We start from the raw sequence: 12,996 nt of genomic DNA on the forward strand, positions 1-12,996 counted from the left end.
TTATATTCTATGTCGAAGTTTCAATATTTCTTGGGAAATGCGGAAGGCCTTGTCGATATATAGGGAAGACATTAGAGCGCTTCCTTACATTTCCGGATTTGAGCTAATAATGTTTCGTATTCTTGGTTGAGAGATGTGATGTCATCGTGATGATTTTGTATGGAAACTCGGCCAATGATTTCTGTTAGTTTTGTTTGTAATCGTAATAGTTCTTGTTCAGTAACGTTTACAGAATCCCCCGTTGTTCTTTTTGTGTATTGTTCGTAATTACCGTGGAATACCCTTGGTTCACTCTCGTCTACTTGTAGAATATGGTCTGCAACAGAGCGAATAAAGGCACGATCATGGCTAATGAAAAGTATTGTACCAGGGTATTCTTGTAACATGATTTCTAATTCTTCTTGCGTCGCTAAGTCTAAATAGTTTGTCAAACTTATTTCAGCTTGTGATTTTTGAATTCGTTATTATAAACTTGTGCCTTAGCTAGCGCCTCAGCATCGTTTTTAATTTCATCCAGTCCATTCGCATCTCCAATAACATAACCTTCAAATGAAGAACCAACAAAATCAAAGATATATTGGAATTGAGCAATAAGCGGTAATGCTTTTAGCTTTGGATTATCCCCGCCAACGATGACAACATACATTTTTTTGCCTTTCATTTTTTCTTTGAAATGAAGAGATGTATCGCGCAAGCTTTGTGACCAGCGATCAACAAAGTTTTTCATATGTCCACTCATTCCGTACCAATATAATGGTGTAGCAAAGATAATCGTGTCGTGCTCTAGCATGCGTTTGGTTAACTGCTCATAGTCATCATTTACGGATTGGAATCCTTCTGCATCATGACGTTGGTCTGTAATAGGATAGACGGTATGATCACGCAAATAAATTTGTTCTGTTTCAATGTCCTCTATCATCATATGTGTTAAAGCTTCTGTATTTCCGTTTTGTCTTGAACTGCCATGTATAACAAACATGTAATCATTCCTTTTCTTTTGCTTGTTTTAGGAGTGAAACGTGTTTTTGCAAATTCGCTTGGATGTTGGAAAGTAATGTGATTTGCTTTGTTACTTCATTGAGTTTATCTTCGTAAAGCGTAAGGATACTGCTACACGGATTGTCGTACAGGTGCGGTTCAATTTCAAGGCAGCGCAGCATCCTTGCCGTCTCTTCTAAATTTAAGCCAATTTGTAAGTACATTTGAATAAGCTCCACTTTTTCGATGGCACTTTCATCAAAATCACGGTAACCATTTGCAAGGCGCTTAGAAGGGAGTAAGCCCTTTTCTTCGTAATGTCTTAGTGATCTTTCACTAACGCCAGTTTTTTTTGATAATTCTCCAATTCGCAATGCGTTTCACTCCTTCTACATGTATTGTAAACCTTCACACTAATGTGAGGGTCAACTCTGTTTTTTCGCAAAAGAATCTACATGATTTAAGAACACTTGAATGGCTTTAGATGGAATGAAATATTTACCGCGTACGATGGAAAACGGACGGATTAGTTGTTCATTTGGAACTTCGACGTGGAATAGTTCTTTTGCTAATAGCTCTTTCCGTACAGTCCAATCAGAAAGGATAGCGATGCCAAGCCCGGCACTAACAGCTTCCTTTACGCTTTGGATACTACTGAATGTAAAGAATCGTTTCATTTTTAAATGGTGTTGATGAATAAAGCGGTCACTATAAGCGCGTGTACCAGAACCACTTTCTCTTAATACCCATACTTGATCTTGGAGTGTACTTTCATTTATTTCATTTGTGCGGAGTAATGGATGATTTGGCGGGACGACGAGCTTCATTTCATCTTGCATAAATGTTTCAACATCTACGTCGGCGTATACGACTTGTCCTTCCACTAGGCCGATATCAATTTGATTAGAGCGAAGGCTTTGCAAAACGTCTTCTGTATTTGAGATGAAAGTATGAACTTCGACGTGTGGATTTTCATTCGCATAGTTAGCCAGTATTTTTGGAAGTAAGTATTCGCCAATTGTAAAACTAGCACCAATGCGAAGTGTTCCTGTTACAACGTTATGTAGTTCATTAATTTCTTGTTTAGCATCTTCGTAAAGAGAGAGCATTTGCTTTGCATGTATATATAATATGTTTCCAGCTTCCGTAACTTGGACGTGCTTCGGGGAGCGTTGAATAAGTGTAGTGTCAAATTCGTTTTCTAAGTTGCGTATATGCATACTTACTCCAGGCTGTGAAAGGTTTAATAATTCTGCTGCACGGGAGAAGTGTTTCTGTTCAACGACAGTAACAAAAATTTTTAAAATGTCTACGTTCATATAATGGGCTCCTTTCTTTTTCTATCATCTTATCATAAGTATTTCTGATGATAGAGATTTGGTATTGGTATTAAACTTATTATAGAAACTTTCTTATAATGTAAGTAGAAAGAACATGCATGTTCCAATACGATTATTGGAGTGGTTCAAAATGGAACAAACACTTGTTATACAAAAGAAGAAGCGTTTTGGATTTTCGCAAGGAATTGGGATTACATTATTAATCGCAATTGCCGCGAAATATTTAGCAGAGCTTCCATTTTTAAATATTATGGGACAATTAGTAATTGCTATTCTAATTGGGATGGTTTGGCGCGCTGCAATTGGAGTTCCTCACGATGCGATAGCAGGAACGAACTTTGCGAGTAAGAAGTTGCTGCGCTTTGGGATCATCTTACTTGGAATGCGATTAAATCTTGTTGATATTGCGAAGGCGGGACCGAAAGTATTGGTCATCGCGGCGGTTGTTATTACATTTACTATTTTTGTTGTATACGGACTAACGAAAGTATTTAAAGTAGAAAAGAAACTTGGGATTTTAACAGCATGCGGTACGGCAATTTGCGGCGCAGCCGCGGTCGTGGCAATTGCACCGCAAGTCAAAGCGAAGGACGATGAAACAGCAGTTGGGGCAGCAATCATCGCGATTTTAGGTACCATATTTACGCTTATTTATACGTTATTATATCCGGTGCTTGGTTTATCTCCGTACGGTTATGGTGTATTCTCAGGTGCGACGCTTCATGAAATCGCTCATGTCATCGCAGCTGCGGCGCCAGGAGGAAGTACTGCTGTAGACATCGCAGTTATTGTGAAGTTAACGCGCGTAGCAATGCTTGTGCCAGTAGCGATTTTAATTGGTCTATGGTTTGGTAAGAGTGAAGGTAGCAAAGAAAAGAAATCGTGGCGCGAACTTCCAATACCATGGTTCATTTTCGGGTTCTTAGCGATGAGTGCAGTGCATTCGCTCGGGATTATTCCAGAAGTTGTTGCGGGATACATTGTTGTTCTTGCTTACATGCTTATCGCAATGGCGATGGCAGGGCTCGGTTTAAATGTAGAGTTTAAAACGTTCCGTAAATTAGGAAGTAAAGCATTTGTGGCGGGGCTGATTGGCTCGGTTTGCTTATCGGTTCTTGGATACGTTCTTGTATATGCGTTAGGATTTATGTAGTAGAGGAGAAAGCTGTTCCCGAAGGTGTTTGGGGACAGCTTTTTCTTATGATTATAGTAGCGCTACGGATGTCGATATATTTGGAAAATCGCCGATATAAATGGAGTTGCGCTGATATATTTGGGAAATCGCCGATATATTTCAAGTTGCGCTGATATATTTAGAAAATCGCTGATATAAATTGAATTACTCTTGTACTTTGTTAGAGTAGATGTTCAATGAAACATTTTTCTAAAATTTGTAAAGATATCTTTACTTATAACTGGAAAATATTTATAATTTAAGTAAAGATATCTTTACTTTTGAAGGTGGATCCTATGGGTGTGAAAAATAAAATAAAAGAGTTAAGAAAGCAAAATCATATAACACAAGTTGAAATGGCAAAGGCGATGCAGGTGACGCGGCAGACGATAGTGGCGATTGAAAATCATCATTACAATCCGAGTCTAGAGTTATCTTTAAAAATTGCCAAATATTTTGGAGTGAAGGTGGAGGAAATCTTTACGCTGGAGTAAGGAGAAAGAAAATAAATGATAAGCTTGAGAGATTTCAATTAGAGTAAACGTTTAAATATATAAGGATTGGTTTTGATTTATTAATTAGTATCGCATCAACGAGTGTGTTAGCAACAAGGAATAATAGATAGAAAAAGGGGAACTGGGATGGGATTACCGGTGTTATGTGTCGCTACAGCTATATTTTCGCTTCTTTGGGGAATGCAAAACTTTTCTCGTAATCCAGTGCCGAGTATTTGTATTATGATTGGTACTGTAGGTTTATCGTATTATTTATTATTATTAGCCCATTATCATAAAACGGCAACGAGTGTTGTTGTTGGAGCACTTATTTTATTTTGTGGGCGCGCCATACAAAAGGGGTTATTTCCATAAAAGCTGTTTATACATTTTGTATAAACAGCTTTTTGTATTTTTTTTACAAAAAGCTTGAAAGTTACGTAACGTCATCTTTTATAATGAAAGGGAAGAGGTGATGGTAGTGATTTCAATACAAGAACTGACGAGAGAAACAGGGGTTACAGTACGTACACTACGTTATTATGATCAAATAGATTTATTAAAGCCGAGCGGAAAAACAGAGGGTGGACATCGGTTATATAGTGAAAGTGACGTTATTCGTTTGCAACAAATTTTATTTTTAAAAGAAATGGGATTTTCATTAAAAGAAACTGCGAATATGTTAGTAAAAGGTGAGCTGGATTTAAAAAATTCGCTTGAAAAACAACTTCGGTTTGTACAGGAAGAACAAAAGAAATTTAATCGAATGGAGAGTGTTTTACAAGCAGTTGTTTATTCGGTAGATGTGGAGGGAGAACTCGATTGGAAAGTTATGTTTGAACTGATTCAGCTTTCGAAGCAGTCTCCTCGTATACGTGAAATATTTCAAAATGAAGTATTTTCAAAGGAAGAACAAAAATTGCTTCATAATTTACCAAACATGAGTAAGGAAGATCCGAATGTTTTAGAATGGGTAGATTTATTAAAGCAATTACGCACTTTTATGAAAGACGGTAAAGAAGCTGCTAGTGATGAGGTACAAGGGGCAATGAAGAGATTAATGCAGAAGTGTTTAGAAATGGCCAATGGTGATGAAGCGTTTTTAGATAAGTTATGGGAAGTTAGAAAATCGAAGGAAGATTCACAGAAAATGAGCATGTATCCAATTGAAGAAGAACTTTTAGTGTATATGGATGAGGCTTTTCGTATTTATGATGAAAGGGAGAAGGATAAATGAGCATACTCGCAGAATATCGTTGGTATTTTTTAATTGGGGCAGAAATTGTATTTTGGTTATCAGCTATCGGTTTCTTTTTACTTCGCTACGGATTCCGTTTGAAAAAGGCGAGTTTTATTATGGGAATTGTACTCCTCGTAAATGAAGTGTTTATTTTAACTTTAGGAGTAGTGGACTATTATCAAACAGGAAAGTTCTCTAACTTTCAAATTATTACTGTAATTATTTTATTGTATGCAGTTTTCTACGGGAAAAAGGATTTGAAGAAGCTTGATATATTTGCACAAAAATCAGTTGCGAAATGGCGTAATGAACCGGCGCCTATTATTGAAGAACAGGTAGAATTAACAGGCATGGCCTATGCAAAGCAGGAAATAAAAAATTGGGTATTACATCTTGTTTTATTCGTTGGTGTGCACATATTCTTTTTCTTCGCGTATGGATTTATTCCATTTGAACAATGGGGTAATTGGTTAGAATCGGGAATCGTTTTAAATAAAGCTGCAAGTCGCGTGAGCCAAGTGTGGGCGATTGTATTTTTAGTTGATACAGCAATTTCATTTTCATATGTGATTTTTCCGAAGAAGGAGAAAGGAAAAGAAAAGCTACTTTCATAGTTGAAAGTAGCTTTTCTGGTATACAAATAATTTTTATAGGAGAGGATGACAATAGAAAAAAGAATCAGCTGTATATGTCTATTTCTCTTTAGTTTAGTAGCATGTTCACCATCTAGCACTACAATTGATAAGAAGAATGATGTCATTGTAAAGGGAGTAGGAACTTCCAATCTAGATAAATTCGAACAGTTCGTTATGAACGTTGATCAAGGGGAAGTTGATAAAATAAGAATTGTACAGTATACCGATGAAGGTGACCCGGTTTTTCAAACGTTAGAGCATAGTGGGAAAGATATCCTTTATGTGTTAGATAGTAGACAAGACAAGTTTGCTGGTGACCATAAAGGATTACATAAAGATAGTTGTAAAAGTATTGTTAAAGAGCAGCGCGAATCAGAAAGTACTTATCGGTTAACAGATTGTACGAATGAAGATGGACGCAATGGATATGACTTATTATATGTATCAAAAAAATAGAGTTAGTAGAGGAAGGAAGTATTTACTCCTTCCTTTTTCTATGTGTATATTGTCGAAAACTTTACCGAATATCTGTTCGTTTTTTTAGGTTTTTTATAGGTATTCGTGGTAAAATAATAATACAGATTTTTATGAGGAGGTCGGATTTTCTTGGAACGTCAATTTGAAATTGTCTCAGCGTATTCCCCGCAAGGTGATCAGCCGGTAGCTATAGAGAAGCTTGTAGAGGGAATTAATAGTGGAAAGAAAAAGCAAGTGTTGCTTGGAGCAACAGGAACGGGTAAGACATTTACGATTTCAAATGTCATTAAAGAAGTGCAAAAGCCAACACTTGTTATGGCTCATAATAAAACGTTAGCAGGGCAGTTATATAGTGAGTTGAAAGACTTTTTCCCGAATAATGCAGTTGAATATTTTGTTAGTTACTACGATTATTATCAGCCAGAAGCGTATGTACCACAAACAGATACGTTTATTGAAAAAGATGCGCAGATTAATGATGAAATTGATAAATTGCGTCACTCGGCAACGTCTGCATTATTTGAACGGGACGATGTAATTATTGTTGCGAGTGTTTCTTGTATATATGGCTTAGGTTCTCCAGAAGAATACCGCGAGCTAGTTGTTTCGCTTCGAGTTGGTATGGAAAAAGACCGTAATCAATTGCTTCGTGAACTTGTTGATGTACAGTATGGACGTAATGATATTGATTTCAAGCGTGGTACATTCCGTGTGCGAGGAGATGTAGTTGAAATCTTCCCGGCATCACTTGATGAGCATTGTATTCGAATCGAATTTTTCGGTGATGAAATCGATCGTATTCGTGAAGTAAATGCGTTAACAGGTGAAGTATTAGCAGAACGTGATCATGTAGCAATCTTCCCAGCATCTCACTTCGTTACACGTGAAGAAAAGATGAAGGTCGCTATTGAAAATATCGAAAAAGAATTAGAAGAGCGTTTAAAGGAATTAAATGATAACGGCAAGTTGTTAGAAGCGCAGCGTATAGAACAGCGTACACGTTATGATTTAGAAATGATGCGCGAGATGGGATTTTGTTCAGGTATTGAAAACTACTCCCGTCATTTAACACTTCGTCCAGCGGGGGCAACGCCGTATACGCTATTAGACTATTTCCCGAAAGATTTCTTAATCGTTATGGATGAATCGCACGTATCAGTACCACAAGTAAGAGCGATGTATAACGGGGACCAAGCGCGTAAGCAAGTGCTTGTGGATCATGGATTCCGTCTGCCGTCAGCTTTAGATAATAGACCGCTCACATTCGATGAGTTTGAAGAGAAAACGAATCAAGTTATTTATGTTTCAGCAACGCCAGGACCGTATGAGTTAGAGCAGTCGCCAGAAGTAATAGAACAAATTATTCGTCCAACAGGGCTTTTAGATCCACCAATTGATATACGACCAATTGAAGGGCAAATTGACGATTTATTAGGAGAGATTCAAGATCGTATTGCAAAAAATGAACGTGTATTAATTACGACTTTAACGAAGAAAATGTCAGAGGATTTAACGGATTACTTAAAAGATGTAGGAATTAAAGTTAACTATCTTCACTCTGAAATTAAAACGTTAGAACGTATTGAAATTATCCGCGATCTTCGCCTCGGTAAATTTGATGTACTTGTCGGCATTAACTTATTGCGAGAAGGATTAGATATTCCGGAAGTATCACTTGTAGCTATTTTAGATGCTGATAAGGAAGGGTTCTTGCGTTCAGAACGTTCATTAATTCAAACAATCGGTCGTGCCGCGCGTAATGAAAACGGCCGCGTTATTATGTATGCAGATCGTATAACGAAATCTATGGGAATTGCGATTGAAGAAACGAAGCGTCGTCGTAGTATACAAGAAGCTTACAATGAAGAGCATGGTATTACGCCGAAAACGATTCAAAAAGGCGTTCGTGATGTTATCCGTGCAACGACAGCTGCTGAAGAGACAGAAACATACGAAGCAACTCCTGCTAAGAAAATGACGAAAAAAGAGCGCGAAAAGACAATTGCGAAGATGGAAGCAGAGATGAAAGAAGCAGCAAAAGCGTTAGACTTCGAGCGTGCAGCTGAACTAAGAGATTTACTATTAGAATTAAAAGCGGAAGGGTGAAAAAAGTGAGTAAGAGCAAGGATTTTATCGTTGTAAAAGGTGCTAGAGCACATAACTTAAAAAATATTGATGTAACCATTCCGAGAAATCAGCTTGTCGTTGTAACGGGATTGTCTGGTTCGGGGAAATCATCATTAGCATTTGATACGATTTATGCAGAAGGGCAGCGCAGATACGTAGAATCGTTATCTGCGTATGCGCGCCAGTTTTTAGGACAAATGGATAAGCCGGATGTGGACACGATTGAAGGATTGTCACCAGCAATTTCAATCGATCAAAAAACGACGAGTCGTAACCCACGTTCAACTGTCGGAACGGTAACGGAGATTTATGATTACTTACGTTTATTATTTGCACGAATTGGTACGCCAATTTGTCCGAATCATGGCATTGAAATTACGTCACAAACAGTAGAGCAGATGGTAGACCGTGTTCTTGAATATCCTGAACGTACGAAATTACAAGTGTTAGCGCCTATCGTTTCTGGGCGTAAAGGTGCGCATGTGAAAGTACTTGAAGATATTAAGAAGCAAGGATATGTTCGTGTACGTGTTGATGGTGAAATGCTTGATGTATCTGAAGATATTACGTTAGATAAAAATAAGAAGCATTCCATTGAAGTTGTAATTGACCGTATTGTTGTAAAAGAAGGAATCGCAAGCCGCCTTGCTGATTCACTTGAAAGTGCATTAAAGCTTGGCGGAGGCCGAGTGTTAATTGATGTAATGGGAGAAGAGGAACTTCTGTTTAGTGAACATCATGCTTGTCCGCATTGTGGTTTTTCAATCGGAGAATTAGAGCCGCGTATGTTCTCATTCAACAGTCCGTTCGGAGCATGTCCTTCTTGTGATGGACTTGGTTCAAAGTTAGAGGTAGATTTAGAGCTTGTTATCCCGAACTGGGATTTATCATTAAATCAACATGCGATTGCACCTTGGGAACCGACAAGTTCACAATACTATCCACAACTTTTACAATCTGTATGTAATCACTACGGCGTTGATATGGATATGCCTGTGAAAGATATACCGAAAGATTTATTTGATAAAGTGTTGTACGGAAGCGGGGAAGAGAAAGTTTATTTCCGCTATGTAAATGAATTTGGTCAAGTAAAGGAAAATGAGATTTTATTTGAAGGTGTTATTCCAAACATTGAACGTCGTTATCGCGAAACGAGTTCCGATTACATTCGTGAGCAAATGGAAAAGTATATGGCAGAACAAGCTTGTCCAAAGTGTAAAGGTGGACGCTTAAAGCCTGAGAGTTTAGCTGTATTTGTTGGCAATAAAACGATTGCTGACGTAACGAAGTATTCAGTTCAAGAAGTACAAGAATTCTTCTCAAATGTAGAGCTAACGGAGAAGCAACAAAAAATAGCTCATTTAATTTTAAGAGAAATTCAGGAGCGCGTTGGGTTCTTAGTGAACGTTGGTTTAGATTATTTAACGTTAAGTCGTGCCGCAGGAACTTTATCAGGTGGTGAGGCGCAGCGTATTCGTTTAGCGACGCAAATTGGTTCTCGTCTAACTGGCGTACTTTATATTCTTGATGAGCCTTCAATTGGTTTACACCAGCGTGATAACGATCGTCTTATTCGTACATTGCAAGAAATGCGCGATTTAGGCAATACGTTAATCGTTGTTGAACATGATGAAGATACGATGATGGCTGCTGACTATTTACTTGATATAGGGCCTGGTGCAGGTATTCACGGTGGACAGGTCGTTTCAGCGGGGACACCGGCTGAAGTTATGCAAGATGAGAATTCATTAACAGGGAAGTATTTAAGTGGTAAAGAGTTTATTCCAGTTCCACTTGAAAGACGTAAAGGTGATGGACGTAAAGTAGAGATTGTCGGCGCAAAAGAGAATAATTTAAAGAACGCGAAAATGTCATTCCCGCTTGGTACGTTTGTAGCGGTAACGGGTGTATCTGGTTCTGGTAAAAGTACGATGATTAATGAAGTATTATATAAATCGTTAGCACAAAAGTTATATAAAGCGAAAGCAAAGCCAGGTACTCATAAAGAGATTAAAGGTCTTGAGCATTTAGATAAGGTAATTGATATTGATCAATCGCCAATTGGTCGTACACCACGTTCTAATCCAGCGACGTATACAGGTGTATTCGATGATATTCGTGATGTGTTTGCCCAAACGAATGAAGCGAAAGTGCGCGGATATCAAAAAGGACGTTTCAGCTTTAACGTAAAAGGTGGCCGTTGTGAAGCGTGCCGTGGTGATGGAATTATTAAAATTGAAATGCATTTCCTACCAGATGTGTATGTTCCGTGTGAAGTTTGTCACGGTAAACGATATAATCGTGAAACGTTAGAAGTGAAATATAAAGATAAGAATATTTCTGAAGTGTTAGGGATGACAATTGAAGATGGAGTAGAATTCTTCGCCAATATTCCTAAAATTAAGCGTAAACTTCAAACGCTTGTAGATGTTGGGCTTGGTTATATGAAATTAGGTCAACCAGCAACAACGTTATCTGGTGGGGAAGCACAGCGTGTGAAATTAGCTTCTGAATTACACCGTCGTTCTACAGGTCGTACGTTATACATTTTAGATGAGCCAACGACTGGTTTGCATGCGCATGATATTGCACGTCTTCTAGAAGTGCTGCAACGTCTTGTTGAGAGCGGTGAGACGGTACTTGTAATTGAACATAATTTAGATGTAATTAAAACAGCTGATTATATCGTTGACCTTGGACCAGAGGGCGGAGATAAAGGTGGACAAATCGTTGCTTCCGGAACGCCAGAGCAAGTAGTGAAAGAAGAACGCTCATACACAGGTAAGTATTTAAAAGAGATTTTAAATCGTGATAAAGCAAGAATGAAAGAGAAAATAAAAGAAGTAGAGTTATCGCAATAAGTTTATTGATGAAAACCGAGTGGAAATGACGCTCGGTTTTTATTTTACGAGGAAAAACTGGTAAGCATGTTAGTAGGTATACAAGCATGAAAGATAGAATAAGTTGATATAAGTGTTTGTATCATACTTGCGTTTATTATCTATTAGCGTATGATGAAATATATATGTTTAAAAGGATGTGTGACGAAATGAGATGGATTGTATCACTTCTTGTAAATAGCGTTGTGTTAATCGCTGTATCGGGACTTTTAAAAGGGATTGCACCAGATGCATTTTACGTAGCAAATATACAAACTGCAATTATTGCTAGTATTATATTGGCGGTTTTAAATGTGTTCGTAAAGCCGTTTTTAATTTTAATTACGCTACCAATTACTGTTGTAACTTTCGGCTTCTTCTTAATTGTTATTAATGCGATTACGTTAAAAATAGCAGATTCATTATTAGGAGATGCTTTTAATATATCAGGATTTGGTGTAGCGATTGTTGCGGCAATTTGTATTTCAATTTTTAATATGATAATTGAAAAGGCAATTGTTGAACCTCTATATGAAAAAAAGAGAAAGTGACAAAAAGAAAAACATTTCATTATTCGTATGAAATGTTTTTTTCTATTTATTAGAAACCGTATTTCTTGTTTCCAGAAAAAAATGGTACAATATCCGATAGAATGGAATTTTACATCAAACGAGACTGAACCCGCAGCGGAGTGGAGGTTTATACATATGCCGAAAGTAAGGACAAAAGATTTAATTGAACAATTTCAATTGGAGTTAATCAGTGGTGAAGAAGGCATTCATCGTCCGATTGATACAAGTGATTTATCACGACCGGGAATTGAAATGGCAGGATTTTTTACATATTATCCAGCAGATCGTGTGCAGCTTCTTGGAAAGACGGAGCTTACGTTCTTTGACACGTTAACGTCAGAGCAAAAACAAGAGAGAATGAAAGCGCTTTGTACTGAGGAGACGCCATGTATTATTGTAACTCGTAATCAAGATGTACCAGATGAGTTATTACAAGCATCACGTGAATCAGGTATGCCTTTATTACGTTCTTCTCAAACGACAACGAGATTATCAAGTCGTTTAACAAACTATTTAGAAGGTAAGTTAGCACCAACAACTGCTGTTCATGGTGTGTTAGTAGATATTTACGGCGTTGGTGTTTTAATTACAGGTCAAAGTGGCGTTGGTAAAAGTGAGACAGCTCTTGAGCTTGTAAAGCGTGGTCACCGTCTTGTTGCGGATGATAGTGTAGAAATTCGTCAAGAAGATGAAGACATGTTAGTCGGAAGCTCACCAGATTTAATCGAGCATTTATTAGAAATTCGTGGTCTAGGTATCATTAACGTTATGACGTTATTCGGTGCAGGGGCAGTACGAAATTATAAGCGTATTACACTTGTTATTAATCTTGAAATTTGGGATCAAAAGAAAAATTACGATCGCCTAGGTCTTGATGAAGAGAAGATGAAAATTATTGATACAGAGCTTACGAAGATTACACTTCCAGTTCGTCCTGGTCGAAACTTGGCTGTTATTATTGAAGTAGCAGCGATGAACTTCCGTTTAAAACGTATGGGAGTCAATGCAGCACAGCAGTTCTCTGAACGATTAATGAGTGCAATTGAGTTAGGAAATCAGGAGTAAACTTTGGAGAGGGAG

Annotated in this window: 14 protein-coding genes; 10 read left to right on the top strand and 4 right to left on the bottom strand. The window is 37.7% G+C overall.

Annotation, left to right across the window (positions count from 1 at the left end; translation table 11 throughout):
- Positions 1-71 precede the first annotated feature (71 nt).
- From MHH55_RS30060 to MHH55_RS30075, 4 genes are read right to left on the bottom strand one after another with little or no spacing between them, the layout of a single operon-like run.
- Positions 72-431: a macrolide transporter gene (locus tag MHH55_RS30060; protein ID WP_017656400.1), complete on the bottom strand. Its 360-nt coding sequence runs from the start codon at positions 429-431 to the stop codon at positions 72-74.
- 2 nt (positions 432-433) lie between these two features.
- On the bottom strand, positions 434-979 hold the full coding sequence (locus MHH55_RS30065; protein WP_048538375.1) for a flavodoxin family protein: 546 nt from the start codon (positions 977-979) through the stop codon (positions 434-436).
- Positions 980-983: 4 nt separating this feature from the next.
- Positions 984-1,352, bottom strand: coding sequence for a MerR family transcriptional regulator (locus tag MHH55_RS30070; RefSeq protein ID WP_048538376.1), 369 nt, complete (start codon positions 1,350-1,352; stop codon positions 984-986).
- Between the two features lie 51 nt (positions 1,353-1,403).
- On the bottom strand, positions 1,404-2,297 hold the full coding sequence (locus tag MHH55_RS30075; RefSeq protein WP_017656402.1) for a LysR family transcriptional regulator: 894 nt from the start codon (positions 2,295-2,297) through the stop codon (positions 1,404-1,406).
- A 151-nt stretch (positions 2,298-2,448) separates the two neighbouring features.
- On the opposite strand from MHH55_RS30075, the gene MHH55_RS30080 reads away from it, so the two are divergent.
- The 10 genes from MHH55_RS30080 (at position 2,449) to hprK (ending at position 12,981) form a co-directional block, all read left to right on the top strand.
- Positions 2,449-3,471 carry a YeiH family protein gene (locus MHH55_RS30080; protein WP_000438432.1) on the top strand — a complete coding sequence of 341 codons (1,023 nt, stop codon included), beginning with the start codon at positions 2,449-2,451 and terminating at the stop codon, positions 3,469-3,471.
- 317 nt (positions 3,472-3,788) lie between these two features.
- The gene (locus MHH55_RS30085; RefSeq protein ID WP_000538364.1) at positions 3,789-3,986 is read left to right on the top strand and encodes a helix-turn-helix transcriptional regulator; all 198 of its coding nucleotides are present in this window, start codon (positions 3,789-3,791) and stop codon (positions 3,984-3,986) included.
- A 147-nt stretch (positions 3,987-4,133) separates the two neighbouring features.
- Positions 4,134-4,361: a hypothetical protein gene (locus tag MHH55_RS30090; RefSeq protein ID WP_000524139.1), complete on the top strand. Its 228-nt coding sequence runs from the start codon at positions 4,134-4,136 to the stop codon at positions 4,359-4,361.
- Between the two features lie 100 nt (positions 4,362-4,461).
- Positions 4,462-5,223 carry a MerR family transcriptional regulator gene (locus MHH55_RS30095; protein WP_031312723.1) on the top strand — a complete coding sequence of 254 codons (762 nt, stop codon included), beginning with the start codon at positions 4,462-4,464 and terminating at the stop codon, positions 5,221-5,223.
- Positions 5,220-5,840 (top strand): hypothetical protein, encoded by a 621-nt coding sequence (locus MHH55_RS30100; RefSeq protein ID WP_000025211.1) that lies wholly within the window; start codon positions 5,220-5,222, stop codon positions 5,838-5,840. Before MHH55_RS30095 ends, MHH55_RS30100 begins: the two co-directional genes overlap by 4 nt.
- A 45-nt stretch (positions 5,841-5,885) precedes the next feature.
- The gene (locus tag MHH55_RS30105) at positions 5,886-6,317 is read left to right on the top strand and encodes a DUF4362 domain-containing protein (RefSeq protein WP_000151273.1); all 432 of its coding nucleotides are present in this window, start codon (positions 5,886-5,888) and stop codon (positions 6,315-6,317) included.
- 150 nt (positions 6,318-6,467) lie between these two features.
- Positions 6,468-8,444, top strand: coding sequence for an excinuclease ABC subunit B (uvrB, locus tag MHH55_RS30110; RefSeq protein ID WP_000441059.1), 1,977 nt, complete (start codon positions 6,468-6,470; stop codon positions 8,442-8,444).
- Between the two features lie 5 nt (positions 8,445-8,449).
- On the top strand, positions 8,450-11,326 hold the full coding sequence (uvrA, locus tag MHH55_RS30115; protein ID WP_048538377.1) for an excinuclease ABC subunit UvrA: 2,877 nt from the start codon (positions 8,450-8,452) through the stop codon (positions 11,324-11,326).
- A gap of 188 nt (positions 11,327-11,514) precedes the next feature.
- Positions 11,515-11,895 carry a phage holin family protein gene (locus MHH55_RS30120; protein ID WP_001267308.1) on the top strand — a complete coding sequence of 127 codons (381 nt, stop codon included), beginning with the start codon at positions 11,515-11,517 and terminating at the stop codon, positions 11,893-11,895.
- Between the two features lie 156 nt (positions 11,896-12,051).
- On the top strand, positions 12,052-12,981 hold the full coding sequence (hprK, locus tag MHH55_RS30125) for an HPr(Ser) kinase/phosphatase (RefSeq protein WP_001127250.1): 930 nt from the start codon (positions 12,052-12,054) through the stop codon (positions 12,979-12,981).
- Positions 12,982-12,996: the final 15 nt, after the last annotated feature.

Source organism: Bacillus sp. FSL K6-2944, from assembly GCF_038005385.1.
GTDB classification, from domain to species: Bacteria; Bacillota; Bacilli; order Bacillales; family Bacillaceae_G; genus Bacillus_A; species Bacillus_A cereus.

Coding starts and splice junctions, on each gene's coding strand:
- MHH55_RS30065 (WP_048538375.1), bottom strand. CDS start 979: ATGTTTGTTATACATGGCAGTTCAAGACAAAACGGAAATACAGAAGCT.
- MHH55_RS30075 (WP_017656402.1), bottom strand. CDS start 2,297: ATGAACGTAGACATTTTAAAAATTTTTGTTACTGTCGTTGAACAGAAA.
- MHH55_RS30080 (WP_000438432.1), top strand. CDS start 2,449: ATGGAACAAACACTTGTTATACAAAAGAAGAAGCGTTTTGGATTTTCG.
- MHH55_RS30085 (WP_000538364.1), top strand. CDS start 3,789: ATGGGTGTGAAAAATAAAATAAAAGAGTTAAGAAAGCAAAATCATATA.
- MHH55_RS30090 (WP_000524139.1), top strand. CDS start 4,134: ATGGGATTACCGGTGTTATGTGTCGCTACAGCTATATTTTCGCTTCTT.
- MHH55_RS30095 (WP_031312723.1), top strand. CDS start 4,462: ATGGTAGTGATTTCAATACAAGAACTGACGAGAGAAACAGGGGTTACA.
- MHH55_RS30100 (WP_000025211.1), top strand. CDS start 5,220: ATGAGCATACTCGCAGAATATCGTTGGTATTTTTTAATTGGGGCAGAA.
- MHH55_RS30105 (WP_000151273.1), top strand. CDS start 5,886: ATGACAATAGAAAAAAGAATCAGCTGTATATGTCTATTTCTCTTTAGT.
- MHH55_RS30120 (WP_001267308.1), top strand. CDS start 11,515: ATGAGATGGATTGTATCACTTCTTGTAAATAGCGTTGTGTTAATCGCT.
- hprK (WP_001127250.1), top strand. CDS start 12,052: ATGCCGAAAGTAAGGACAAAAGATTTAATTGAACAATTTCAATTGGAG.